General features: G+C 71.5%; 21 protein-coding genes and 4 pseudogenes. 8 read left to right on the top strand and 17 right to left on the bottom strand.

All coding sequences use genetic code 11. The annotated features are described in order from the left end of the window. The first annotated feature begins 51 nt into the window (after positions 1-51). A pseudogene (gene pknB, locus QQK26_RS02675) lies at positions 52-2027 on the top strand (Stk1 family PASTA domain-containing Ser/Thr kinase). A 57-nt stretch (positions 2028-2084) separates the two neighbouring features. Here pknB and QQK26_RS02670 read toward each other — a convergent pair. After that, a complete protein-coding gene (locus QQK26_RS02670; protein WP_431307978.1) occupies positions 2085-3458 on the bottom strand; it encodes a class II 3-deoxy-7-phosphoheptulonate synthase in 1374 nt (457 codons plus the stop codon). 83 nt (positions 3459-3541) lie between these two features. Continuing rightward, complete coding sequence (locus tag QQK26_RS02665) at positions 3542-4231, bottom strand: lysophospholipid acyltransferase family protein (RefSeq protein ID WP_284229796.1); 690 nt, start codon at positions 4229-4231, stop codon at positions 3542-3544. A 154-nt stretch (positions 4232-4385) separates the two neighbouring features. Between QQK26_RS02665 and QQK26_RS02660 the strand changes: the two are divergent. Next, positions 4386-6214: pseudogene (locus QQK26_RS02660) on the top strand (AMP-dependent synthetase/ligase). Positions 6215-6274: 60 nt separating this feature from the next. On the opposite strand, the gene QQK26_RS02655 reads toward QQK26_RS02660, so the two are convergent. After that, a complete protein-coding gene (locus QQK26_RS02655; protein ID WP_284229795.1) occupies positions 6275-6763 on the bottom strand; it encodes a peptide deformylase in 489 nt (162 codons plus the stop codon). Next, on the bottom strand, positions 6763-8055 hold the full coding sequence (locus QQK26_RS02650; RefSeq protein ID WP_284229793.1) for a MinD/ParA family ATP-binding protein: 1293 nt from the start codon (positions 8053-8055) through the stop codon (positions 6763-6765). Before QQK26_RS02650 ends, QQK26_RS02655 begins: the two co-directional genes overlap by 1 nt. A gap of 155 nt (positions 8056-8210) precedes the next feature. On the opposite strand from QQK26_RS02650, the pseudogene QQK26_RS02645 reads away from it, so the two are divergent. Next, positions 8211-9001 (top strand): annotated as a pseudogene (locus QQK26_RS02645) (ParA family protein). 78 nt (positions 9002-9079) lie between these two features. Here QQK26_RS02645 and QQK26_RS02640 read toward each other — a convergent pair. From QQK26_RS02640 to QQK26_RS02625, 4 genes are all read right to left on the bottom strand, one after another. Beyond that, positions 9080-9628, bottom strand: coding sequence for a MerR family transcriptional regulator (locus tag QQK26_RS02640; RefSeq protein WP_284229788.1), 549 nt, complete (start codon positions 9626-9628; stop codon positions 9080-9082). Positions 9629-9808: 180 nt separating this feature from the next. Next, positions 9809-10513 carry a transcriptional regulator FtsR gene (gene ftsR, locus QQK26_RS02635; RefSeq protein WP_284229785.1) on the bottom strand — a complete coding sequence of 235 codons (705 nt, stop codon included), beginning with the start codon at positions 10511-10513 and terminating at the stop codon, positions 9809-9811. After that, positions 10514-10993 (bottom strand): FHA domain-containing protein, encoded by a 480-nt coding sequence (locus tag QQK26_RS02630; protein WP_284229783.1) that lies wholly within the window; start codon positions 10991-10993, stop codon positions 10514-10516. It lies immediately after the preceding gene. Positions 10994-11009: 16 nt separating this feature from the next. Then, positions 11010-11615: a CDP-alcohol phosphatidyltransferase family protein gene (locus tag QQK26_RS02625; RefSeq protein ID WP_348519978.1), complete on the bottom strand. Its 606-nt coding sequence runs from the start codon at positions 11613-11615 to the stop codon at positions 11010-11012. Between the two features lie 221 nt (positions 11616-11836). Here QQK26_RS02625 and QQK26_RS02620 point away from each other — a divergent pair, with 221 nt between their 5' ends. The 4 genes and pseudogenes from QQK26_RS02620 (at position 11837) to QQK26_RS02605 (ending at position 15973) form a co-directional block, all read left to right on the top strand. After that, positions 11837-13312 (top strand): MDR family MFS transporter, encoded by a 1476-nt coding sequence (locus QQK26_RS02620; protein ID WP_284229782.1) that lies wholly within the window; start codon positions 11837-11839, stop codon positions 13310-13312. Positions 13313-13379: 67 nt separating this feature from the next. Continuing rightward, positions 13380-13664 (top strand): GNAT family N-acetyltransferase, encoded by a 285-nt coding sequence (locus tag QQK26_RS02615; RefSeq protein ID WP_284229780.1) that lies wholly within the window; start codon positions 13380-13382, stop codon positions 13662-13664. A gap of 123 nt (positions 13665-13787) precedes the next feature. After that, positions 13788-14800, top strand: a pseudogene (locus QQK26_RS02610) (LLM class flavin-dependent oxidoreductase). A gap of 87 nt (positions 14801-14887) precedes the next feature. After that, positions 14888-15973 (top strand): carboxylate-amine ligase, encoded by a 1086-nt coding sequence (locus tag QQK26_RS02605; RefSeq protein ID WP_284229778.1) that lies wholly within the window; start codon positions 14888-14890, stop codon positions 15971-15973. Between the two features lie 10 nt (positions 15974-15983). On the opposite strand, the gene QQK26_RS02600 is transcribed toward QQK26_RS02605, so the two are convergent. The 9 genes from QQK26_RS02600 to QQK26_RS02560 form a co-directional block, all read right to left on the bottom strand. Beyond that, positions 15984-16916, bottom strand: coding sequence for a hypothetical protein (locus QQK26_RS02600; protein WP_284229776.1), 933 nt, complete (start codon positions 16914-16916; stop codon positions 15984-15986). 25 nt (positions 16917-16941) lie between these two features. Then, positions 16942-17712 (bottom strand): polyprenol monophosphomannose synthase, encoded by a 771-nt coding sequence (locus QQK26_RS02595; RefSeq protein ID WP_284229773.1) that lies wholly within the window; start codon positions 17710-17712, stop codon positions 16942-16944. A gap of 66 nt (positions 17713-17778) precedes the next feature. Continuing rightward, a complete protein-coding gene (locus QQK26_RS02590; RefSeq protein WP_284229771.1) occupies positions 17779-18453 on the bottom strand; it encodes a sugar phosphate isomerase/epimerase family protein in 675 nt (224 codons plus the stop codon). A 273-nt stretch (positions 18454-18726) separates the two neighbouring features. Beyond that, positions 18727-19059 (bottom strand): TraR/DksA family transcriptional regulator, encoded by a 333-nt coding sequence (locus QQK26_RS02585; RefSeq protein ID WP_284229769.1) that lies wholly within the window; start codon positions 19057-19059, stop codon positions 18727-18729. A gap of 74 nt (positions 19060-19133) precedes the next feature. Next, positions 19134-19892, bottom strand: a complete 759-nt coding sequence (locus QQK26_RS02580; RefSeq protein WP_284229767.1) for an iron ABC transporter ATP-binding protein — start codon at positions 19890-19892, stop codon at positions 19134-19136. Further along, entirely contained in the window at positions 19889-20899 is a 1011-nt protein-coding gene (locus QQK26_RS02575) for an iron chelate uptake ABC transporter family permease subunit (protein WP_284229765.1), read from the bottom strand. The genes QQK26_RS02580 and QQK26_RS02575 overlap by 4 nt, the downstream gene beginning before the upstream one ends. Beyond that, a complete protein-coding gene (locus QQK26_RS02570) occupies positions 20886-21863 on the bottom strand; it encodes an ABC transporter permease (protein ID WP_284229762.1) in 978 nt (325 codons plus the stop codon). Before QQK26_RS02570 ends, QQK26_RS02575 begins: the two co-directional genes overlap by 14 nt. Positions 21864-21918: 55 nt before the next feature. After that, positions 21919-22872, bottom strand: coding sequence for an ABC transporter substrate-binding protein (locus QQK26_RS02565; protein WP_284229760.1), 954 nt, complete (start codon positions 22870-22872; stop codon positions 21919-21921). A 157-nt stretch (positions 22873-23029) separates the two neighbouring features. Continuing rightward, positions 23030-23413 carry an LbetaH domain-containing protein gene (locus tag QQK26_RS02560; RefSeq protein WP_284229758.1) on the bottom strand — a complete coding sequence of 128 codons (384 nt, stop codon included), beginning with the start codon at positions 23411-23413 and terminating at the stop codon, positions 23030-23032. A gap of 401 nt (positions 23414-23814) precedes the next feature. Here QQK26_RS02560 and QQK26_RS02555 point away from each other — a divergent pair, with 401 nt between their 5' ends. Continuing rightward, entirely contained in the window at positions 23815-24207 is a 393-nt protein-coding gene (locus QQK26_RS02555; RefSeq protein WP_284229756.1) for a cupin domain-containing protein, read from the top strand. Positions 24208-24375 lie beyond the last annotated feature (168 nt).

The raw sequence follows: 24375 nt of genomic DNA, 5'->3' as shown, positions 1-24375 counted from the left end.
CGGACGGTGTTTCGGGCGGACTGCCATCCAGCCCAGCCCTAGACTCGCAGGGTGAGCAGCAACCCCACCGAGGACCCCCTCGTCGGCCGTTTGATCGATGGTCGGTACGAGGTGCGCTCACGCATCGCCCGTGGCGGGATGGCCACGGTGTACCTGGCGACCGACCTGCGGCTGGACCGCCGCGTCGCCGTCAAGGTGATGCATCCGCACCTCGCCGACGACGACCAGTTCAAGGAGCGCTTCATCCAGGAGGCGCGCTCCGCCGCGCGCCTCGCGCATCCGAACGTCGTCAACGTCTTCGACCAGGGGCAGGAGGCCGAGACCGCCTACCTGGTGATGGAGTACCTGCCCGGCATCACCCTGCGCGACCTGCTGCAGGAATACGGGCGGCTGACTCCCGAGCAGATGCTCGACATCTCTGAGGCCGTGCTCGCCGGCCTCGCCGCCGCGCACCGTGCGGGCATCGTGCACCGCGACCTGAAGCCCGAGAACGTGATCCTGGCCGACGACGGCCGCATCAAGATCGGCGACTTCGGCCTGGCGCGCGCCGTCAGCGCCAACACGGCCACCGGGCAGGCGCTGCTCGGCACGATCGCCTACCTCTCCCCCGAGCTCGTCACCCGAGGCGTCGCGGACACCCGCAGCGACATCTACGCGGTCGGCATCATGATGTTCGAGATGCTCGCCGGCGAGCAGCCCTTCAAGGGCGAGCAGCCGATGCAGATCGCCTACCAGCACGCCAACGACAGTGTGCCCCCGCCGTCGGATGTCGTCGATGACGTACCCGCAGAGCTCGACGAGCTCGTGCTGTGGGCCACCGCCCGCGAGCCCGAATCGCGCCCGCGGGACGCGCGCAGCCTGCTCGAGCAGGTGACCGACGCACGGCGCATCGTCGTGCCGGAGGCGACCCAGCCCCATCCGGTCGTCACGGCCGCCGGCACCGCGGCGTACCAGCCCACCCGGGTGCTCGCGCCGGTCGCCGGCACCGATGAGATCTCGCAGGGTCTCACCCAGGTGCTCTCCCCGCCCAGACGGGCAGCGGTGGGGACGACGCCGGCACGGGGGAGATCGGCGACGGCGAGGACGGGGACGAGCCGCGCAAGCGGCGCGGACGGCTGATCGCTCTGATCGTCGTGCTCGTGCTGCTGCTCGGCGGCGGTGGAGCCACCGCCTGGTACTTCCTCGCCGGACCCGGCTCCTACGCCGCGGTGCCGACGCTCGTCGGCACCTCCGAGGCGGATGCGCGCACGGCGATCGAGGGCGCCGGCTTCGCCGTCGGGACGGTCACGCCGGAGACGAGTCTCGATGTGCCCGCCGGCGAGGTGATGGAGTCGTCGCCCGGCGCCGGCACGCATCTGCCGCCGGAGTCGGAGATCGACCTGGTCGTCTCCGCTGGGCCGCGGCTGATCGCGCTGCCGGAGTTCGCCGGCAGGCCCGCCGACGACGTGCGCGCCGACCTCGGCGACTTCCAGCTGCAGGACGACGTGACCGAGTTCAACGCCGACATCGATGCCGGCGCCGTCATCCGCGCCACCGGCATCGATGCCGAGGGCGGATCGATGGCGCTCGAGCCGGGTCAGGAGTACGCCGAGCAGCAGCCGGTGACCCTGGTGGTCTCCGCCGGCCCGGTGCCGAACGTCACCGGCGAGACGGCCGCGTCCGCGCGCGGCATCATCGAGGGCGCCGGCCTCCAGTTCCGCGAGGGCGAGCGCCGGTACAACAACGACGTGGCCGAGGGCCGGGTCATCGACTGGTACGCGCAGGTCGACGAGGGCGAGCCCGTGGTCCCCGGCACCGCCATCGTGGTGAACGTCTCCGACGGGCCGGAGCCCGTGCAGGTGCCCGACGTCGTCGGCGACAACGTCGACGACGCCGTGTCCGCGCTCGAGGGCGCCGGGTTGCAGGTGGCCTACAGCGACCCCGGTCCCTTCGGCGCCTTCGCCACGGTCACGGAGATCTCCCCGGGCGCCGGCGAGGAGGCGCGCGTCGGCGACACCATCACGCTGCGTTGGAGCCTCACCGGCTGAGGCGCGCGATACACGGAAGGGGGCGGATGCATCGCATCCGCCCCCTTCTCCAACGCGTCAGTGCTTCGCCGCGAGCTCCTCCGCGACGAGGAACGCCAGCTCGAGCGACTGCTTGTGGTTGAGGCGCGGGTCGCAGAGCGACTCGTAGCGGGTGGCCAGCGTCGCCTCGTCGATGTGCTCCGAGCCGCCGAGGCACTCGGTGACGTCGTCGCCGGTCAGCTCGACGTGGATGCCGCCCGGGTGGGTGCCCGCCGCGCGGTGGGCCTCGAAGAAGCCCTTGACCTCGTCGACCACGTCGTCGAAGCGGCGGGTCTTGTAGCCGGTCGACGTCGTGATGCCGTTGCCGTGCATCGGGTCGGTGACCCAGAGCGGCAGCGCGTCCGTCTCCTTGATGGCCTCGAGCAGCGGGGGCAGCGCGTCGCGGATCCTGCCCGCACCCATCCGCGTGATGAAGGTGAGGCGGCCGGGCTCGCGGTTCGGGTCGAGCTTCTCGATGAGCTCGCGCATCGTCTCCGGGGTCGTCGTCGGGCCGAGCTTCACGCCGATGGGGTTGCGCACGCGCGAGAAGAAGTCGACGTGCGCGCCGTCGAGCTCGCGGGTGCGCTCGCCGATCCACTGGAAGTGCGACGACGTGTTGTACGCGGTGCCGGTGCGCGAGTCGATGCGGGTCATGGGCCGTTCGTAGTCCATGAGCAGACCCTCGTGACCCGTGTAGAACTCGACGCGCTTGAGCTCGTCGAAGTCGGCGCCGGCAGCCTCCATGAACTTGATGGCCCGGTCGATCTCGGCGGCGAGGTGCTCGTAGCGCTGGTTCGCCGGGTTCGAGGCGAACCCGCGATTCCAGCTATGCACCTCGCGAAGGTCGGCGAAGCCTCCCTGCGTGAACGCGCGCACCAGGTTCAGCGTCGATGCCGCCGTGTGGTAGCCCTGCAGGAGACGGCGCGGGTCCGCCTCACGCGACTCCGGCGTGAAGTCGTAACCGTTGACGATGTCGCCGCGGTACGCCGGCAGCGTGACGTCGCCGCGGGTCTCGAAGTCGTTCGAACGGGGCTTGGCGAACTGGCCCGCCATTCGTCCCATCTTCACGACGGGCATGGAGGCGCCGTACGTGAGGACGACCGCCATCTGCAGCAGCGTCTTGACGCGGTTGCGGATCTGATCGGCGGTCGCGCCCGCGAAGGTCTCCGCGCAGTCCCCGCCCTGCAGGAGGAAGGCCTCACCGCGCGCGGCCTTGCCGAGCCGGTCGCGCAGCTGGTCGACCTCGCCGGCGAAGACGAGGGGCGGCAGCGTCGAGAGCTCGGCGGACACGGCCGCGGTGGCGGCGGCGTCCGGCCAGGAGGGCTGCTGCTTGACCGGGAGCGTGCGCCAGTAGTCGAGACCCTCGATCACGGCCGGTGCTGCGGTGATGACGGGTTCGGTGGAGTCGACCACGGTGATTCCTCTGGAGTTTCGATGGGTGGCGGGGGTGGCGCCGGTCCTGACGGTCCGGCGGGGAGCGCGGACCGAGGCTGAGCCTATCGGGCGGCGGGGCCGCGCTTCTCCTTGACGGACGACGCATAGGCGTCCACGTACTCCTGCTGGCTCAGCTTGCCGAGCTCGTACATGATCTCGTCGGTGATCGAGCGCAGGATGAAGCGGTCGCCCTCGAGTCCCTCGAAGCGCGAGAAGTCGAGCGGTTCGCCGATGACGATCCCGACGCGGCGGACCGTGGGGATCTTCGTGCCGATGGGCATGATCTTCTCGGTGTCGATCATCGCGATGGGCACGACCGGCACCTTGCCCTCGAGCACCATGCGCGCGACGCCGGTGCGACCGCGGTACATGCGCCCGTCAGGGCTGCGGGTGCCCTCGGGGTAGATGCCGAGCAGGTCGCCCTTGTGCAGCACCTGCAGACCGGTGTTGAGCGAGGCCTCGCTGGCCTTGCCGCCGGAGCGGTCGATCGAGAGCTGGCCCGTCGCCTCGAAGAAGAGGCGGACGAGGAAGCCCTTGATGCCGCGGCCGGTGAAGTAGTCGCTCTTGGCGAGGAAGCTGATCCGCCGGTCGAGGACGAGCGGCAGGAACACCGAGTCGACGAAGGAGAGGTGGTTCGAGGCGAGGATGGCTCCGCCGTGCTCGGGGATGTTCTGCAACCCGACGATCCAGGGACGGAACACGACCTTGACGATGGGGCCGGCGACGAGATGCTTCATCAGCCAGTAGAACATGGAGACCTCACCTCGGGACGGACCGCTCCACTCTACCCCCAGGGTTCCGTCCCCCAGAGCGGCCCGGACGGGGGACGTTCCGCTCGGCGTCGGCTCGGCACCGCGGGCTAGGGTGGTGACGAGCTCTACGCTGACCGGTACCGAAGGAGTTGCCGTGAACCATCAGATCGTGCCCGCCGTGGTCCCCGCGGACCCGACCGCCAATGCGACCGACCTGCTCGTGGAGCGGGTCCGCCTCACCCCGGATGCGCCGCTGTTCGCCCTGCCCGACGGCCGTGGCGGGTGGACGGATGTGACCTCGCGCCGCTTCCTGGAGGAGGTGACCGCGCTCGCGAAGGGGCTCGCGGCGAGCGGCATCGAGCCCGGCGACAAGGTCGGCCTGATGGCGAAGACCCGCTACGAGTGGACGCTCATCGACTTCGCCGTCTGGTTCGCCGGCGCCGTGCTCGTGCCGATCTACGAGACGTCCTCCCCTCGCAGGTGCAGTGGAACCTCTCCGACTCCGGGGCGGTCGCCGTCATCGTCGAGAACAGCGACCACTTCGCGCGCTTCGACGAGGTGCACGCGGATGTCCCCCAGGTGCGCAGCGTCTGGCAGATCGACACGGGCGACCTCGACAAGCTCACCGCGGCGGGCACCTCCGTGACCGACGCCGAGATCGAGCGACGCCGCACGCTGGCGAACGCCGACGACATCGCCACGCTCATCTACACCTCGGGCACCACCGGCCGCCCGAAGGGCTGCGTGCTCAACCACTCGAACTTCGTCGAGCTGGCGCGCAACTCGGCGAAGGAGCTCGCGGAGGTCGTCGCGCCGGGTTCCTCCACCCTGCTCTTCATCACCCTGGCCCACGTCTTCGCGCGGTTCATCTCGGTGCTGGCCGTGCACGCCGGCGTCAAGGTGGGCCACCAGCCCGACACGAAGCTGCTGCTGCCGTCGCTCGGCAGCTTCAAGCCGACTTTCCTGCTCGCCGTGCCGCGCGTCTTCGAGAAGGTCTACAACGCCTCCGAGCAGAAGGCCGAGACCGGCGGCAAGGGCAAGATCTTCCGTCGCGCCGCCGACGTCGCCGTGGCGCACTCCAAGGCGCTCGACGCGGGCAGCGTGCCGCTGGGCCTCAAGCTGCAGTTCGCCCTCTTCGACAAGCTGGTCTACGGCAAGCTCAAGGCCGCCATGGGCGGCAACGTCCGATACGCCGTCTCGGGCTCGGCGCCGCTCGGCCCCCGCCTCGGGCACTTCTTCCGCAGCATGGACGTGCGCATCCTCGAGGGCTACGGCCTCACCGAGACCACGGCACCGGCCTCGGTGAACGTGCCCTCGAAGTTCAAGATCGGCACCGTCGGTCCCGCGCTGCCGGGGGTCGGTCTGCGCATCGCCGACGACGGCGAGGTGCAGGTGACCGGCATCAACGTGTTCCAGGGGTACTGGAGGAACGAGGAGGCGACGAAGGCCGCTTTCACCAAGGACGGCTGGTTCCGCACCGGCGACCTCGGCGCGATCGACGCCGAGGGGTACCTGACCATCACCGGTCGCAAGAAGGAGATCATCGTCACCGCCGCGGGCAAGAACGTCGCCCCCGCCGTGCTCGAGGACCCGATCCGCGCGAACCCCATCATCGGGCAGGTCGTGGTGACGGGCGACCAGAAGCCGTTCATCGCGGCGCTGGTCACCCTCGATCCCGAGATGCTGCCGGCGTGGCTCGCCAACAACGGGGTGCAGGGCACGCTGAGCCTCGCGGAGGCGGCCGCGCATCCGACCGTCCTCGCCGAGGTGCAGCGCGCCATCGACGCGGCGAACACGCTCGTGTCGCGCGCCGAATCCATCCGCAAGTTCACGATCCTGCCGATCGAGCTCACGGAGGCCAGCGGGCACCTGACCCCGAAGCTCAGCATCAAGCGGGACCTGATCCTCGCGGACTTCGCCGCGGAGATCACCGGCATGTACGACTCGGCGCCGAAGACGCAGGGGCAGTCGCTGGCGCACTGACGTCGGTGCACGTGTCGAGGGCCCGGGAGCGTGCGCTCCCGGGCCCTCGACCTGTGCGGTTCAGAACCAGCTCGTGCCGCGGATCGCCTTCAGGGCCTCGCGCCGGGTCGGCTGCTCGAGCCGATCGAGGTAGAGCAGGCCGTCGAGGTGGTCGCACTCGTGCTGCAGCGCCTGGGCCAGCAGGCCGGTGCCGCTGACGTCGACGGTCTCGCCGTCGAGGTCCACGCCGACGACGCGCGCGAACGGATGCCGCGGGGTCTTGAAGAAGAGCTCGGGCACGGAGAGGCAGCCCTCGTCGACGAGCTCCGCCTCGCCCGCGACCTCGACCAGCGTCGGGTTGATGACGTAGCCGGTCTCGCCGTCGACGTTCCAGCTGAAGGCGCGCAGATTGACGCCGATCTGGCAGGCCGCGACGCCCGCGCGCCCGGGCAGCGCCACCGAGTCGAGCAGGTCCTGCACGAGGGCGCGAGCGGATGCGGGGTCCGCGATCGCGTCCGAGACGGTCTTGAGCACCGGGTCGCCGAAGATCCGGATGGCGCGTTCCGCCATCAGCGATCGCGGCGGACGGGCAGCCCGTCCATGACGAGGGCCGCGAGCTCGCGTGCGGCCTGCTTGGTGACCTCGTGCAGATCGCGGTAGCTCACCACGGAGCCGGCGGCGAGCTGCGGGTCGTAGGGGATCCGCACGGTCGCGCGCACGCGCGACTGGAAGTGCGACTCGATCTCCTCGAGCTTGACCAGCTGCGTGCCCTGGGTCGCGGTGTTGATCGCCACGACCGCATTGCGGACGAGGTCGCCGTAGCCGTTCGCCTCCAGCCAGGTGAGGGTCTCGGAGGCGAGACGCGCCTCGTCGACGCTGCCGCCCGAGACGATGACCACCGAGTCGGCGCGGCCGAGCGTGGCCCGCATCACCGAGTGGACGATGCCGGTGCCGCAGTCGGTGAGGGCGATCGAGTAGAAGCGCTGCGCGAGGTCGGCCACGACGTTGTAGTCGTCCTCGCTGAACGCCTCGGAGAGCAGCGGGTCGGTGTCGGAGGCGAGCACGTCGAGCCGCGTGATGTCGCGCGAGACGAGGTTCGCGAAGTCGGTGAAGCCGACCACCGAGCTGGCCCTCGTGACGACGTCGCGCACGGTGGCGCGGGTCTGCTTGTGCACCCGCTCCGAGAGGGTGCCGCGGTCGGGGTTGGCGTCGATGGCGATGACGCGGTCCTCGCGCGCATCCGCCAGCGCCATGCCGAGCAGCGTGGTGATGGTGGTCTTGCCCACGCCGCCCTTGCGGGTGAGCACGGGCACGAAGCGGGTGCCGCCCTCGAACTTCTTGGCCATGCGCGCCTCGACCTCCTTGCGCGCGCGCACCCTCTTCGAGTCGCCGAGGTTCACGTTGTGGAACGTCGCGGCGTAGAGGAAGGCGTTGAACCCGCCCTCGGGCGCTGGCCGGTGCCGGCGACGCGGCTCGATGAGGCGGTCGGCGGTGAGCATGGCTGCGGACTCGGGCGTCTCCGACGTGCCGCCCTTGAGCCGCTCGCGTCGGCTCGGCCCGTCACCCGTGGTCTCCTCGACGGGCGGGGAGACCGGGATGGAGGTCGTCGCCGCGGGGCCGACATCGAGGCGGCCCGGATCCACCGTGGTGTCGTCGATCGCGACGGCCCGCTCGTCCTCGGGGGCGTCGTGCACCTGCTCGGGCAGGTCGACGGAGAAGGTGAGGTGCTCGGGCACGACGAGGGTGAGATCCTCGCCGGAGGGCTCGGTCGGGTCGTCGTGCAGCCGTCCCCGATCGCCGGCGTCGGCGTGATCCGGGAAGACCTCGTCGTCGCCCAGAGGCTTCTTGCGGTTCAGTGCCACTGTGGCTGCCTTTCGATGCACGGGGAACTCCCATCCTACCGCGCGGGGTCCGCCGCTCCACGGGCACCCCGTGCCCGGCATGCGGTCCGAGCGCAGCGCGGCGCGCCGCATCCGGTCGGAGCCCTTCCAGCTTCGTAACGGTAACGTTATGGATCGTGCACGTACTCAGCGTCAGCTCCCTCAAGGGCGGTGTGGGCAAGACCACTGTGACCCTCGGTCTGGCCTCCGCCTCGTTCGCCAAAGGCCTCCGCACCCTCGTGGTCGACTTCGACCCGCAATCGGACGTCTCCACCGGCATGGACATCGCCGTCGCGGGTCACCTGAACGTCGCCGACGTGCTCACGGCACCGCGCGAGCGCACCGTCCGCCAGGCCATCGCGCCGAGCGGCTGGACTCGCGGTCGCAACGGCACGGTCGACGTGATGATCGGCAGCCCCTCCGCGATCAACTTCGACGGACCGCATCCGAGCATCCGCGACATCTGGAAGCTCGAAGAGGCGTTGGCGCACGTCGAGAACGAGTACGACCTCGTGCTCATCGATTCCGCCCCCTCGCTGAACGCGCTGACCCGCACCGCGTGGGCGGCCAGCGACCGGGTCATCGTCGTGACGGAGCCCGGCCTGTTCTCGGTCGCCGCAGCCGACCGCGCGCTGCGCGCGATCGAGGAGATCCGCCGCGGCCTCTCCCCCGTCTGCAGCCGCTCGGCATCGTCGTGAACCGCACGCGCGTGCAGTCGCTCGAGCACCAGTTCCGCATCAAGGAGCTGCGCGACATGTTCGGGCCGCTCGTGCTCAGCCCGCAGCTGCCGGAGCGCACGTCGCTGCAGCAGGCGCAGGGCGCTGCGAAGCCGCTGCACATGTGGCCGGGCGAGAGTGCGCAGGAGATGGCGCACAACTTCGACATGCTCCTCGAGCGGGTCATGCGCGCCGGTCGCATCGGCATCTGAAACCGCGGGCCTCCGCTCCCCGGCGCGCGTGCGGTCGCCCCGGAGCAGGTGGGCGGCGCGGCGGGAGCCGCTGAGCGGTCAGCCGGCTTGACGGGAGCGTCGGCGGGCGGCGAGCTCGTCCGCAGGATCACCCTGCGCGGTGTCGAGCTCGACGAGGGAGGTCTCGACCTCGCGGAGCACCTTGCCCACGGCGATGCCGAAGACGCCCTGGCCGCGGCTGACGAGGTCGATGACCTCGTCGTTCGACGTGCAGAGGTAGACGCCCGCGCCATCGCTCATGAGGGTGGTCTGGGCCAGGTCGCTGACACCCGCCTCACGCAGCTGGTTGACGGCGGTGCGGATCTGCTGGAGGGAGATGCCCGTGTCGAGCAAACGCTTGACGAGCTTGAGGACGAGGATGTCGCGGAAGCCGTAGAGGCGCTGCGATCCGGAGCCGGCGGCGCCGCGCACGGTGGGCTCCACGAGCTCGGTGCGAGCCCAGTAGTCGAGCTGCCGGTAGGTGATGCCGGCGGCCTTCGCCGCCACCGTGCCGCGGTACCCGGCGGTCGGGTCCATCTCGGGCAGGCCGTCGGTGAACAGGAAGCCGAGATCGTACCGGGAGTCCTCGGGACGGGGTGCTTCGCTCATCGACGTGCCTTTCGGGCTCTGCGTTCAACCTCAAGTTCAGGTTGACGGTTTTGACGAGGTCCACGCTAGCGACGGCTCCCCACGCCGACCGACATTGGTCCGGCGTGTCGGACCCCGATGTCGAGCCCTCGCTCGACCAGTGTACGGCCGACCGACGACAGCGCCAGCGGGCGCGCCCGGTCAGCCGTCGAGACGGGACAGCGCGCTGCGCACGAGGCTGCCGCGCACCAGGTCGAGCTGCGCCGAGATCTCGCGGGCGAGCTCCGCCGCCCGGGCCCGGCTCGCCGTGTCGCCTCGGCGCGCGGCGGGTGCCAGGGCGCTCTGGATGAGCGCCGTCTCGCGCTCCACGGCGGCGCGCAGGCCGCGCAGGTGCCGCGGCTCGATACCGGCGCGCTGCAGCTCGGCCAGCGCTCGGAGCACGGCCAGCGCATCCTCGCCGTGGTGCTCGGCCGGCGCGATGAGGGAGGCGGAGACCGCATCCGCCAGCAGCGGCGCGGATGCGCCCGCCTCCTTGAGCAGCTCGTCGCGGCTGAGCCGGCGCTCGGCGGGGAAGATGCTCGGCGTGCCGGCGCCCGTGGGCAGCTGCGGCACCCGACCGGCGTCGAGCTCGTCGAGGTGGCCGCGGATGACCTTCAAGGGCAGGTAGTGATCGCGCTGCAGCTGCAGGATGAAGCGAAGCCGTTCGAGATCGGCCGGCGAGAACTTGCGGTAGCCCGACGCGGTGCGTTGCGGGGTGATGAGCTGCCGCTCCTCGAGGAAGCGCAGCTTGGACGGGGAGAGGTCGGGGAACTCGGGCGTGAGGCGCGCGAGCACCTGCCCGATGCTGAGCAGCTGGGCTCCCCCGTCGCCCGCGGGGCTCGCCGCCGCCGCGGTCGCGCGGGCCACTCAGCCCCTCGGAGCTGCGGCGAGATCCTGCCGCGATGCGTAGAAGGTGAGCCGGAACTTGCCGACCTGCACTTCGGCGCCGTCGTCGAGCGCGGCCGACTCGATGCTCTGGCCGTTGAAGTAGGTGCCGTTCAGCGACCCCAGATCGCGCACCTGGAAGGCGGTGCCGGAGCGGATGAACTCGGCGTGCCGGCGCGAGACCGTGACGTCGTCGAGGAAGATGTCGGCGTTCGGGTGGCGGCCGGCGACGGTGACGTCGGCGTCCAGCAGGAATCGTGCGCCCACGTTCGGACCGCGGCGCACGACCAGCAGCGCCGATCCGGACGGCAGGGCTCCGATGGCCTCCTGCTCCTCGAGCGAGATGCCACTCTCCATGGCCGCGAGCTGCGCGCTGAACTCGTGACTGAACGTCGCAGTCGAGTCGTTCTGACTGCGGCGGGCCGCCTCCGCGTTGCGGCGATCGTGGATCTCGGACATCATCCACCTCCTAGGACGTTCAGCGTATCGGAATCGGCACCCGCGCCGCGCGGCGGATTCCGCACCACCCGCACCGCCTGCCGGGCGTAGCGCACGCCGGACCACCAGTAGAGCAGCAGACCCCACAGCGCGAGCGCCCAGCCGAGCGGATGCGCGGCCGCGGCCAGCGAGGGAAGGCATGCGCCAGCATGAGCACCGGGATCGCCGTGAACAGCACGAAGGTCGCGATCTTGCCGAGCCGGCTCGACGGCAGCGGGCCGATGCCGTGCCGGGTCAGCACGATGCCGATGACCAGCAGCACCAGCTCGCGCAGCACGATCGCGGCGAGCAGCCACGCCGGGACGAGCTCGCGGACGGTGAAGCCGATCAGGGCCGCCAGCATGTACAGCTTGTCGGCCGCCGGATCGAGCTGCTGCCCGAGCCGCGTGATCTGGTTCCAGGCACGGGCGAGCTTGCCGTCGAGGAAGTCGGTGCAGCTCGCGACGACCAGCACGACCAGGGCCGCGACGTCGTCGCCGGACACGATGAGCCAGAGGAAGAGCGGTACGAGGGCCAGCCGCAGCATGCTCAGCAGGTTGGGCACGGTGAGGATGCGATCGCTCACCGTCGGCTCCGCCTGCTCCACGCTCCGATCCTAGGGGCGGCGCGCATCCGCTCTCGACGCGCACCCGGCACCGCCAGATCGCGCGGATCGGGAATGAGGGAGGATGGGCACGGCGTTGGCCCCACCTGTCGGCGGGTTCCCGTCGCATCGCGCGCCCGTGGCGCGCCGCTCCCTCCGCGCCGCATCCGCTCCCGAAGCGGGCCAGGCCGGCCGCCCTCAGAGGAACAGGATCCCCCTCCCCCGTGACCGAGACCCTCAACGCGTCCGCCGCGACCGACGACGCCACCGAGCGGCGCAACCGCCTCGTCATCGCGCTGCTGCTCGTCAGCGCCTTCGTGGTCATCCTCAACGAGACGATCATGGGCGTGGCGCTGCCCGCCCTCGAGCGCAGCCTCGGCATCACCACGGCCACCGGCCAGTGGCTGACGACCGGCTTCATGCTGACGATGGCCGTCGTGATCCCGATCACCGGCTTCCTCATCCAGCGCCTGCACACCCGCACGCTCTTCCTCACCGCCATGACCCTCTTCACGGCGGGCACCGCGATCAGCGCCGCGGCCCCGGGCTTCGAGGTGCTGCTCGCGGGCCGCATCGTGCAGGCCAGCGGCACCGCCGTGATGATGCCGCTGCTGATGACGACCGTGCTCACGCTGGTGCCGGCGGAGCGGCGCGGCCGCACCATGGGCAACATCTCCATCGTCATGTCGGTCGCCCCAGCGCTCGGCCCGACCATCTCGGGCATCATCCTCAACGCGCTCGAGTGGCGCTGGATGTTCATCGTCATGCTGCCGCTCGCGGTCGGCGCGCTCATCCTCGGCGCCGCGCGGATGCAGAACGTGACCGAGCCCCGCCCGGGCCGGGTCGACGTGATCTCGGTCATCCTGTCGGCGCTCGGCTTCAGCGCGCTCATCTACGGCCTCTCGAGCATCGGCGAGGCCGCTGCCCACGGCGGCGTCGCGGTGGTGCCGCCGGCGGCCCCGATCGCGATCGGCGCCGTGGCCCTCGCGGTCTTCGCCTGGCGGCAGTTCGCGCTCGCCAAGGCGGATCGAGCGCTGCTCGACCTGCGCGTGTTCCGCTCCGGCAACTTCACCGTGTCGCTCGTGATGCTACTCATCAGCATGATGGCGCTCTTCGGCACGCTCATCGTGCTGCCGCTCTACCTGCAGCAGGTGCTGCTGCTCAACCCGCTGAACGCCGGCCTGGTGCTGCTGCCCGGCGGCATCGTGATGGCGCTGCTCAGCCCGTTCGTCGGGTGCCTGTACGACCGGTTCGGGCCGCGCGCGCTGCTGCTGACCGGCTCGACCATCGTCAGCGGCGTGCTGTGGGCCATGACCATGCTGAGCGAGACCACCCCGGTGTGGGTCGTGCCGATCGGACACTCGGCGCTCAGCGTGGGCCTCGCCTTCCTGTTCACGCCGTTGTTCACCTCGGCGCTCGGTTCGGTGGAGCCGCGTCTCTACTCGCACGGCAGCGCGGTCGTCAGCACACTGCAGCAGGTCGCCGCCGGCGCCGGCACCGCCCTGTTCGTGACGATGCTCACGATCGTCACGGCGGAGGCCACGGCCTCCGCGGGACTCGAGCAGGCGGGCCTCGCGGAGACGGCGGAGGGCATGCGCGCCGCCTTCCTCTGCGGCGGCGTCATCTCCATCCTCGCGATCGTGCTCGCCTTCTTCGTGCGCAAGCCGGCGAACGGCGCGCCGGCGCACGGCGGCCACTGACCGCTCGCACCTCGACGCGGCCCGGGAGCATCCGCTCCCGGGCCGTCGTCGTCCTAGGCTCGCTCCCATGGGACAGGAGCTGACGCACGAACCGGATGCGAACCGCTACGTGCTGCGCATCGACGGCGTCGTGGCCAGCGTGCTCGACATCGCGGAGCGCGGCGACGCGATCAGCTTCACGCGGGCCTTCACCAATCCGGCGCTGCGCGGGCGCGGCTACGCCGACGTCGTAACCACCTTCGCGGTCGAGGACGCCGAGCGTCGCGGCATCGCGCGCATGGTTCCGCTGTGCTGGTACGTCGGCGACTGGTTCGAGCGCCACCCCGAGAAGGCGCACCTGCTGGCCCGCTGAGCGTCGCCGACGTGCTCGGGCTGCCCGACCCGCCCGTCGACGACGGCGCGACCCTGACGGGCGAGCGCCCCGAAGCGTCCGCGGAAGCGGAATGACGGCGGACGCGGGACGGTTGCACCGACCGTGAAGCGCATCGGGTTCCTCTCCTTCGGACACCACCACGGCCCCGGCCAGGCCGGCTCGCCGGACGCCGCCGAGGCCCTGCGGGACCACATCGAACTGGCGGTGGCCGCCGAGGACGTCGGCGTCGACGGCGCGTACCTGCGCGTGCACCACTTCGCCCCGCAGCTCGCCTCGCCCTGGCCGCTGCTGGCCGCGATGGCCGCGCGCACCAGCCGCATCGAGCTCGGCACCGGCGTCATCGACATGCGGTACGAGAACCCCCTCATGAGCGCCGAGCTCGCCGCGACCGCCGACCTCATCAGCGGCGGCAGGCTGCAGCTCGGCATCAGCCGGGGCTCACCCGAGACGGCGGTGCGCGGCTACGAGTCGTTCGGGTTCGTGCCGTCGGACCGGGAGACGGATGCGGACATGGCCCGCCGTCACACCGAGCTCTTCCGCGGCGCCATCGACGGCGCGGGCGTCGCGATGAGCGACCCGCGGATGACGGGGGTCTCGCAACCGCTCATGGTGCAGCCGCACTCCCCGGCCTCGGGCAGCGGATCTGGTGGGGCGCCGGCACCCGCGCGAGCGCCGAGTGGGCCGCCGAGCAGGGCATGAACCTCATGTCGTCGACGCTGCTCACCGAGGACACCGGCGTGCCCTTCGATCAGCTGCAGGCCGAGCAGATCGCGCGATATCGCGCGACCTGGGCCGAGCAGGGCCACGACTTCACGCCGCGCGTCTCGGTGAGCCGCAGCATCGTGCCGATCATCGACGACGTGACGCGGCGGTACTTCGGCGTGCGCGCGCAGGCGGAGTCGAAGGACCAGGTCGGGCACCTGGACGGCGGCCTCGCCCGGTTCGGGCGCAGCTACATCGGCGAGCCCGACGTCATCGCGGACGAGCTCGCGCAGGATGCGGCGGTGCGCGAGGCCGACACGGTGCTCGTGACGATCCCGTCGCAGCTCGGTGTCGACTTCAACGCGCGCACCCTCGAGGCGATCGTGCGCCACGTCGTCCCCGCGCTCGGCTGACCGCCGCGCCTCGACGACGCACCGCCCTCAGCCTGCGCTCAGCCGCAGCCTGGTGCGCGCGCATGCGGCTCCGAGCAGACTGGGCGGATGAGGACGTTCGGAGTCGAAGAGGAGTACCTGCTGGTCGACGGGACCACGGGTGAGGCGCGCAGCGTCGCCCGGCAGGTGCTCCGGCGGGCGGTCGACGAGCAGCACCGGGAGGGCTTCGACGCCGAGATCCAGCAGGAGATGCTGGAACTCGTCACCGAGCCCCAGACCACGCTCGACGGGATGCTGGCCGCGATCCGGGAGAACCGGCGCGCCGCGGACGAGCTGGCCCGCGAGCACGGTGCGCGCATCGTCGCGCTGGCCTCGCCGCCGCTCGCCGTCGAAGCGCACGTGATGCCGGGCGAGCGGTACCGGCGCATCCTCGACCACTACGGCATGACCGCCCGCGAGAGCATCACCTGCGGGCAGCACGTGCACGTCTCCGTCGACTCGCGCGAGGAGGCGGTGGCGGTGCTGGACCGCATCCGCACCTGGCTGCCCGTCGTGCTCGCGCTCAGTGCGAACTCGCCGTTCTCAGCCGGTCAGGACACCGGGCACGCCAGCTACCGCGCCCAGCTCTGGCGCCGCTGGCCCACGGCCAACCCAACCCCCTACTTCGGCTCGGTCGAGGCCCTCGACGCCTACGAGCACGAGATGCTCGAGACCGGCGTGCTCATCGACGAGAACATGCTGCACTTCGAGGCGCGCGCCTCGAAGCGCTACCCCACCGTCGAGGTGCGCGTGGCGGATGTGAGCCTGCACGCCGAGACCTCGGCGTCCATCGCGGCGCTGATCCGAGGGCTCGTGGCCACGGCCGCAGCCGAGTGGCGCCGCGGTATCGAGCCCCCGAAGCCGTCGGCGGACACGCTGCGTCTCGCGTCGTGGCGGGCGTCGATCTCGGGCGTCGAGGGCGAGCTCGTGCACCCGCTCACCGGACGGCCCGCATCCGCTCGCGACGTGGTGCAGTCGCTCGCGGCCCACGTGGCCGGCGCGCTCGCGGAGACGGGCGACGAGGTCGCCGTGCGCGGATGGCTCGAGCGGATGCTCGACGGCGGCACGGGTGCGCACTGGCAGCGGGCGGCATTCGCCCGCACCGCCGACCTGCACGCGATGATCGGCGAGGCGGCGGCGCAGACGCAGGCGTGAGGTCGCGCCGTCAGCCGCCGCAGCCGGGGCGGCTCGCGTCGAACGCGCACTCGGCGTAGTCGTCGGGGACCGTCCAGGTCGGCGCGGGCTCCGGCTCCGATGGCGGCGATGTGGGATCGAGCGCCGGTGCCGACGGCTGCGTCTGTTCCGGCATCGGCGCACCCTCCGCGGGCGAGGACGACGGGCTACTCGACGGCGCCGGTGCCACGAATCCCCCGCCCGGCGCGAGAGCGATGGACAGCGCGAGGACCGCGATCGCGGTCGCTGCCAGGAGCGCGGACCAGGACCACCGGCGGGCGGAGGCCAGCAGGAGCGCCGCGACTCCGAACGCAGCCACGGCGACTCCTGCGAGGATTTCGTGCGGGAGCACCTCGACCGGCACGAAGACGATCCACCAGCTTGCGAAGAACGACTGGTAGAGCAGCGCGGCGGTGACGGCGCCGCCGACGGCGAGCAGGCCAGCGGCGACCACGATGGACCAGCGTCGCGCAACCGCCAGGTCGAGGGCGAGGGCGAGACCAAGGAGCGCCGCGGCGAGGAGCGCGGCGACGAGCGCGAGGTGCAGTGGCGCGGCGCGCCAGAGGGGTATCCAGGCGAGATCCGAGCCAGCGATCTCGGGCCCGGTCCCCAGCTGCCACCAGGCGACGGCGATGGAGAGGACCACGATCGCCGCGAGGAGGCCGGAGAGCGCCGCTCGGACCGATGGCGTCGAGCGCCGCAGCAATGAGCCGAGGACCGCGGCCAGGAGGATCCAGAGCGTCATGGCGACCAGCATCGCGGGGAGGACGAAGGAGGCGCGGTGGAGCGGATCATGCTCGAACCCGGTCGCCAGGGCGTAGACGAGGCCCGTCAGCAGCGTCAGCGCCACTGCACCGATCGACTGGACCAGCGTCTGCGTCCACCACGTCCGCGCAGCACCGTTCGATCGCATCCGCTCCCCCATGCGCTCAGCGTAGGGGATGTCGTCGTCAGCGGGTGCTGAGGTCGCGCAGGGACGGGACCGGGCGGCCGCGGAGGGCCTCCTTGGTGACGAAGAGGCGACGGCGCACGGCCCAGCCGGTGACCCGCAGCAGCGATTCGCGCACGATCGAGCCGCTCATCTTCGAGGCGCCGTGCTGGCGCTCGGTGAAGACGATCGGCGTTTCGATCACGTGGAGGCCGCGTTGCAGGGCGCGCCAGAGCAGGTCGACCTGGAAGCAGTAGCCCTGGCTGGCGACGCCGTCGAGGTCGATGCCGCGCAGCGCGGAGGCGCGGAAGACGCGGTACCCGCCGGTGGAGTCGCGCACGTCGATGCCGAGGGCGATGCGGGTGTAGAGGTTGCCGCCGCGGGAGAGCAGCTCGCGGCGCTTCGGCCAGTGCTCGACGGCGCCGCCGGGCACCCAGCGCGAACCGAGCACGAGGTCGTGCCCCTGCAGCAGTTCGAGCATGCGCGGCAGCTCCTCGGGGTGGTGCGAGCCGTCGGCGTCCATCTCGACGATGGCCTCGTAGCCGCGCTCGAGCGCCCAGTCGAAGCCGGCCAGGTAGGCGGCGCCCAGGCCGCGCTTGCCCGAGCGGTGCAGCACGTGCACCTCGGCGCGGCGAGCCGCGAGCGCGTCGGCCAGCGCACCGGTGCCGTCCGGGGAATCGTCGTCGACGACGAGCACGTGCGCGCCGACGCCCAGGGAGAGCACGCGTTCGACGATCGACTCGAGGTTCTCGCGCTCGTCGTAGGTCGGGATGACCACGAGGGTCTGCGGCACGGCGGTCCTTCCGATCGGCGCTCCGATCGGCGCGTCCCGTCAATCGTACGGGCCGTGGAACCGGGTTCAGCCGACCGCGCGCTGACGATCGATCAGGTAGGCCGCGTCCCGCACGAGCGGATCGGAGGCGATCGCGCAGTCGGCCTGCAGCAGCACGTCGATGTCGTCGCCGTCGACGAGCCGCAGGGCCCGCTCCCAGAGGGCCGACCGCTCGGCGAGCGGCTCGCGACCGGCGACCGGCGCCTCGACGGCGCACACGAGGGGCAGCGACGCGTAGAGACCGCGCAGCGCCGTGCCGGCCGGCTCGAAACGAGGCGGCGACCAGTAGAGGCGCACGGTCGGCTCGCCGACGCGCTCAACCAGCAGCGATGCGGTCTCCACGCAGTCTGCGAGCGAGTCCGGGTACATGCCGATGCCGACACCGATGCCGACGTCGCTCGCGCGCGCGGCGAGTCCGCGCAGTGCGCGGATCACGAACCGCCAGGTGGCCTCATCCGCCTCCCCGGCTCCGATCAGGCCCGCTCGGACCCGGATGCGCCGCGCGCCGAGCGCGAGCGCCTCGTCGACGAGCGCGTCGTCCTGCTCGTCGATGCCCACCCGGTACGGCGTGCGGTACCCGCCGACGACGAGCCCGGCGTCCCGCGTGCGGCTGCCGAGCTCGGCCGCGCGCCGCCGGTCTCCGGAGAGCGATTGCGCATCGCCGGACCACTCGATGCTCTGCAGCCCGGCGCGCTCCGCCAAGGCCAGGATGTCCCCCGTCCGATGGTCCCCGAGACCCTCGGCGCTCAACCCACTGCGCACTGCACCCCCTCCGCGGGAGCCGGTCGCCGAACCGGCGGCTGACCCCGCTGCACTCGCTGCGAGCGACCCGAATCGCCCGATGGCGCTCACCATATGCCCGGCGGCGAACGTCGCGGTAGGTGAAAACCCGGAGGCTGCCCGCTCCCCGCAGCCCGTTTGCGCAGCACGCAAGCACCGTGCGTCTGGAGCACCGTTCGAGCGGATGCGGGGAGCTCACGCCCTCCGCTCCGCGCAGTCCCGGCAGCGGTCCGCCGTCGGGCGAACCGCCAGGCGCTCTGGCGCGATCGGCTGCCCGCAGACCAGGCAGACCCCGTACGCGCCGGCGTCCCGGCGCGTCCGGGCACGGGCGATCTCGGCGAGCCAGCGCTCGTTCGCCTGGCGGAGCGCGGTGAAGCGAGACCAGTCGTCGGCCGCCGTCGCTCCCTCCGGATCGTGCTCGTCGTCGCCCTGGTCCGCCCGCGCCGCCCGGGCCTGCGCGAGCGCCTCGTCGAGCCGACGAGCCTCCAGCTCGGCCTCCTCGAGCAGTCGCGCCAGCGGATCGCTCATGGCCGGCTCCAGGCCGGCGCCGTGCGGATGGGGCGCGTCATGCCGGCGAGCCTACGCCCGCGTGCCGTCACCGCTCAGTGCGCCACGACCGCCGTCGGCACCCCGTCGAGATCGTGCACGCGGATGACCGTGTCGTAGACGGCGCTGAGCACCGTCTCGGTCATGATCTCGGCCACGGTGCCGCTGGAGTGCACGACCCCGTCGCGCAGCGCCACGATGCGATCCGCGTATCCGGCCGCCATGTTGATGTCGTGGATGACGATGACGATCGTCTTGCCGAGCGCCGACGCCGCCTCGCGCAAACGCCGCATCATGTGCACGGCGTGCTTGAGGTCGAGGCTCGCGAGCGGCTCGTCGAGCAGCACGACGTCGGTGTCCTGGGCGAGCACCATCGCGACGAAGGCGCGCTGACGCTGCCCGCCGGAGAGCTGGTCGAGGAAACGGTGGCGCAGGTCGCCGAGGTCGAGGAACGAGATGGCGCTCTCGACCTGCTCGCGATCGGACGCCGTCAGGCGCCCCAGGGAGTGCGGGAAGCGGCCGAGACCGACGAGGTCCTCGACGGTCAGCCTCGCCGTGAGGTGGTTCTCCTGCCGCAGGATCGCGAGCCGCCGCGCGAGGTCGCGCGAGCGCACGCTGCGCACCTCCGTGCCGTCGATGGTCACGGAGCCGCCGCTCGGCTCGAGCAGGCGTCCGATGATCGTCAGCAGCGTCGACTTGCCGGCGCCGTTCGGACCGATCAGGGCCGTGATGCCGCCCGGCTCGATCGAGCCCGACACCGGACCGAGCACGCGCGCGTCCAGGTAGTCCTTCGTGAGGTCGTGGAACTCGATCACAGCGCGCCCTTCCTGCGCAGGAGCAGCAGCAGGAACGCGATCCCGCCGACGAACTCGATGATGACGGTGAGCATGCCGCGCGCGGCGAGGAGGTGCTGCAGGACGAACTGGCCGCCGGCGAGCGTGCCGAGCCCGAGCAGGAACGCCATGGGCAGCACGACGCGATGCCGCCAGTCCCCCGCCAGCTGGTACGCGAGCGTCGCCACGACGAAGCCGAAGAACGTGAGCGGCCCGACCAGCGCCGTGGAGAAGGCCACGAGCACGGCGATGAGCACGAGCGCGAGCGTCAGCTCGCGACGGTGGTCGATGCCCAGACTCGTCGCGTGATCGCGCCCGAGCAGCAGCACGTCGAGCACGTGCCGGCGGCGCCACACCACGACGCCCACGAGGACGCAGACCGCGAAGGCGATGGGCAGGTAGCTCGGCTCGACGTCGCCGATCCGACCGAACAGGCGCGTGGAGAGCAGGTCGTACTCCGTGGGCGAGAGCAGGCGCTGCAGGAAGGTGGAGAGGCTGTCGAAAGCGAGCCCGAGCACGACCCCCATGAGCAGCAGCAGCATGAGGCTGCCGAAGCGCCCGGAGAACAGCCATCGGTAGAGCAGCACGGCGAAGCCGACCATGAGCGCGGTCTGCGTCAGCAGCTTCGGGATGCCCTCGGTCGCCGCGATCACCGACCCGCCGAAGACGAAGACCATGAGCGTCTGCATGAGCACGTACAGCGAATCGAAGCCGACGATCGACGGGGTGAGGATGCGGTTGCCAGTCACCGTGTGGAAGAGCACCGTGCCGATCCCCTGCGCGAAGGCGGCCACGACCATGGCGCCGAGCGTCGTCAGACGACGCGGCACGGCGAAGGCGAGGCTGCCGCGCAGGAACAGGACCAGGTAGCACGCGACCACGAGCAGCACGATCGCAGCGGCGATGACGAGCCGGGCGTTCGGGCTGAAGGCCCGCATCCGCTCTGCCGCGCCCCGACTCGCGCGCACCACGGCGCTACGCGGCGACATGGCGGCGCTGTCGGAGCACGAAGAGGATGAACACCACGGCGCCGACCGCGCCGAGGATCACCGAGGCGGGAATCTCCATCGGAGCCACGACGACGCGGCCGACCAGGTCGCAGGCGAGCAGCAGCGCGGCACCGAGCGCCGCGACCCACGGCAGGTTCCTGCGCAGGTCGTCACCGAGCAGCATGGAGACGAGATTCGGCACGACGAGGCCGAGGAACGGGATGAAGCCGACGACCACCGCCGTGACCCCGGCGCAGAGCGCGACCATGGTGACGCCGAGCAGGACGAGGCGCTCGTAGTGCAGGCCGGCGTTGACGGCGAGGTCGCGCCCGAGGCCGGCGACGGTGAACCGGTCCGCGAGCACCACGGCGAGGATCGCGACGCCCACCACGATCCAGAGCGGTTCGTAGAAGCCGCGCACGATGCTGCTGAAGCCGCCGGAACGCCAGGCCGCCATCGTCTGCAGCAGCCCGGACTCGTTCGCGAGGAACGTCGTGATCGCGCCAACGACCGCGCCGAGCATGATGCCGACCAGCGGCACGACGATGCTGTTCGCGGTGACCCGGACCCGCCGGAGCACCAGGATGAACAGCATCGTGCCGACGAAGGCGAAGCCCGTCGATACGAGCATCTTGAGCATCTCCGGCGCGGCCGGCATGGCGATGGTGACGACCAGGATGCCGAGGCCCGCCCACTGACTGCTGCCGGCGGTCGACGGCTCGACGAAGCGGTTCTGGGTGATGAGCTGCATGAGCACGCCCGAGATCGCCATGGCGACGCCGGCGAACACCAGGGCCAGTGTGCGCGGCACCCGCGAGATGAAGAACATCTCCAGCGCCGCCGGGTCGGTGACGAGCGCGTCGAGGGTGATGTCGTAGCCGCCGACCATCAGCGAGGCGGCGATCAGCGCGGTCGTGAGCAGCAGCAGCGCCGCGAGCAGCGGCAGGCGTCGGGTGCGTCGCATGGTCGTCTCCACGCGTCGAGGGGCCGCCGGGTGGGCGGCCCCTCGACGACGGCGGTCAGGCGGAGAAGGCCTCGGTGATCTGCTCGTAGGCCTGCTGGTAGGCCTGCAGTCCCTCGCGGGTGTAGAAGAACGGGTCGAGGTAGACGATCTGGTCCTCGGTCGTGAAGGTCGTGCCGGCGAACGCCTCCTGCTCGGCGAACACCTGCTCGGCGGGCGTCACCTCGCCCTCGCCCGCCGCCGCGTCGCGGTCGAGGACGATCACCCAGTCGGGGTTCGCCTGCGCGACGGTCTCGGGTGCGAGACCGGAGTCGCCGTGCACGTCGCCCTCCTCGCCGGCGAACACGTCGACGAGGTCGAGCGGCTCGAGCAGGCGGCCGATGCGCTGGGCGCCGTTGTCGATCTGACCGGCCGACACGACGGCGAGGAACACGCTCTCGCCACCCGTGGCGGCGGCCGCCTCGGCCTCGACCGTCTCGAACTCCTCGACCAGGGCGGCGGCCTCGTCCTCCCTCTCGAAGATCGCGCCGAGTGCGGCCGTCTGATCCTTGAGCGACTCGACCCAGCCGTCCGCGGCGACGTCGCTGCCCGCGACGTCGATCGTCTGCGCGATGCTCTCGAGATCGTCTTGGTAGTCCTGGAAGCGGTAGCCCCCGATGATCAGGTCGGGCTCCGCCTCGCTGACGAGCTCGAGGTTCGGGTCGCGGTGCATGCCGATGTCGAGGATGTCCTCGTCGGCCAGCCAGTCCTCGAAGCCCTCGTCGGGCAGCAGGCCCTTGGGCAGGGCGACGGGCGTGACGCCCCAGTCCCGCAAGGTCTCGAACGACGTGTTGTCGAGGGCGACGACGCGCTCCGGGGCGACCGGCACCTCGACCTCGCCGAGGTTCGTCGCGACCGTCACCGTCCGGGCCGAGTCGTCGGTGGCGGGCGTCCCAGCCGAGCAGCCGGCGAGCACGAGCCCGCCCACGAGCAGGCCGGCGGATGCGGGGAGGATGCGGCGGGCGAGGGTCACGATGGTGCCTCCAGGGCATGGCTGAAGCCGGACGCACAGGGCGCCCGGAACCGGATGGGATCGAACTCAGCTTAGCCTTACCTACCCCATATCCCGCAAGCGGGGGACGCGACGAGGCCGGCCCCGAATGGGGCCGGCCTCGTGGGAGCGGGTGGGCTCAGGCGACTTCCTGCAGCGATGCGCCGGCGATCATGGCGTCGCCGGGCACGGTCGCGCCGGCACGCACGCTGGCTCCGATGCCGATGCGGGTGTTGCTGCCGACGCGAGCTCCGCGGCCGACGGTCGCGCCGCGGCCCACGTGCACGGCGGCGCCCAGCCGAGCGCCGGCCTCCACGGACGCCCCGGAATCGACCCAGGTGCCCGCGCCGATCCAGGCGTTCGCGCTCACGTGCGCGCCGGCCTCGACGTAGCCGCTGCGTGAGACGTAGGCGCTCGGGTCCACCCACGCACCGGGAGAGATCATGCCGCCGCCGTTCTCGTGGCGCTTGTACCGCAGGATCGTGCCGGTGTCGGTCTCGACCTCTTCGTAACGCTTGCCCATGGTGTTCCTCCTGACGCAGTGTTCAACGGTCGACCGCGCCCGCGCATTCCGGTGCGGGCAGGCGGGCCGGATGCGCGCATCCGCTCTCCGCCGTGCGCGCCGGTGCGCCGGTCGTCGGGTCCTCGGGCTCCTGCGGCACGGCGCGCGGCGGTCGGCCGCGCGTTCCGCATCCGCCCTCGACGGACCCTCGGCGGCCTCCGCTGCTCGCGCAGCTCGGGGTACCGCGCTCCGGGGAGGGGGCGCGGCGGGGACGACCGCCGTCGGCTATTCTCACGCGGCGCCCCGCGCGTGCGCAATGGTTCTTGGCATTCCGTCAGGGGCGCGGCGACGTAGCATCGGAGGATGAGCACCCCCGCCACCCACCGCGCGCAGACCGAGCCTTACGTGTGGGAGGGGGCGACGTGCTGGCCTACAAGGAGGCCGACGGCACGTTCCGCTCCGTGACCCGCCAGGTGCTGGCCGATGCGGAGCACGGTCAGGGGTCGTCGCTGCGCTACTTCGAGGTCGGCGTCGGCGGGCACACCACGCTCGAGCACCACGAGCACACGCACGTCGTGATCCCGATCCGCGGCATCGGCGCCGCGCTCGTCGAGGACCGGATCGTGCCGCTCGCCCAGCACGACGTCGTCTTCGTGCCGAGCTGGGGCTGGCACCAGTTCCGCAACACCGGCGACGAGCCCTTCGGATTCCTCTGCGCCGTCACCGCCGAGCGCGATCGGCCCGTGCGTCCCACGCCCGAGCAGATCGCGGCGTTCGAGCAGGACCCGGCCATCGCGGAGTTCATCCGGTACTGAGCGCTTCGTCCCTCGGTCGCCGCGTTCCGCCGTGCCGGCGAGATGGGGCCGACGCGCATCCGCTCGTGGCCCGTCCCCCTTCATGCCTCAGCCGCTTTCGATCGCCGAACGACGGAGATCCCGCAGCTCATCACCGGGAAACGAGCTGGTCCGGGGCGGATGCGGTCG

This window comes from Arenivirga flava, assembly GCF_030161575.1.
GTDB classification, from domain to species: Bacteria; Actinomycetota; Actinomycetes; order Actinomycetales; family Microbacteriaceae; genus Arenivirga; species Arenivirga flava.
Note: the sequence above shows the minus strand (reverse complement) of the source record. Positions and strands in the feature narration are given on the sequence as shown.

What these genes read in the sequence shown, in the direction of transcription:
- QQK26_RS02665 (WP_284229796.1), bottom strand. Translation starts at nt 4,231, where the DNA reads ATGTTCTACTGGCTGATGAAGCATCTCGTCGCCGGCCCCATCGTCAAG.
- QQK26_RS02655 (WP_284229795.1), bottom strand. Translation starts at nt 6,763, where the DNA reads ATGGCGGAACGCGCCATCCGGATCTTCGGCGACCCGGTGCTCAAGACC.
- QQK26_RS02640 (WP_284229788.1), bottom strand. Translation starts at nt 9,628, where the DNA reads ATGAGCGAAGCACCCCGTCCCGAGGACTCCCGGTACGATCTCGGCTTC.
- QQK26_RS02630 (WP_284229783.1), bottom strand. Translation starts at nt 10,993, where the DNA reads ATGATGTCCGAGATCCACGATCGCCGCAACGCGGAGGCGGCCCGCCGC.
- QQK26_RS02615 (WP_284229780.1), top strand. Translation starts at nt 13,380, where the DNA reads ATGGGACAGGAGCTGACGCACGAACCGGATGCGAACCGCTACGTGCTG.
- QQK26_RS02605 (WP_284229778.1), top strand. Translation starts at nt 14,888, where the DNA reads ATGAGGACGTTCGGAGTCGAAGAGGAGTACCTGCTGGTCGACGGGACC.
- QQK26_RS02600 (WP_284229776.1), bottom strand. Translation starts at nt 16,916, where the DNA reads ATGGGGGAGCGGATGCGATCGAACGGTGCTGCGCGGACGTGGTGGACG.
- QQK26_RS02585 (WP_284229769.1), bottom strand. Translation starts at nt 19,059, where the DNA reads ATGAGCGATCCGCTGGCGCGACTGCTCGAGGAGGCCGAGCTGGAGGCT.
- QQK26_RS02575 (WP_284229765.1), bottom strand. Translation starts at nt 20,899, where the DNA reads ATGTCGCCGCGTAGCGCCGTGGTGCGCGCGAGTCGGGGCGCGGCAGAG.
- QQK26_RS02570 (WP_284229762.1), bottom strand. Translation starts at nt 21,863, where the DNA reads ATGCGACGCACCCGACGCCTGCCGCTGCTCGCGGCGCTGCTGCTGCTC.
- QQK26_RS02560 (WP_284229758.1), bottom strand. Translation starts at nt 23,413, where the DNA reads ATGGGCAAGCGTTACGAAGAGGTCGAGACCGACACCGGCACGATCCTG.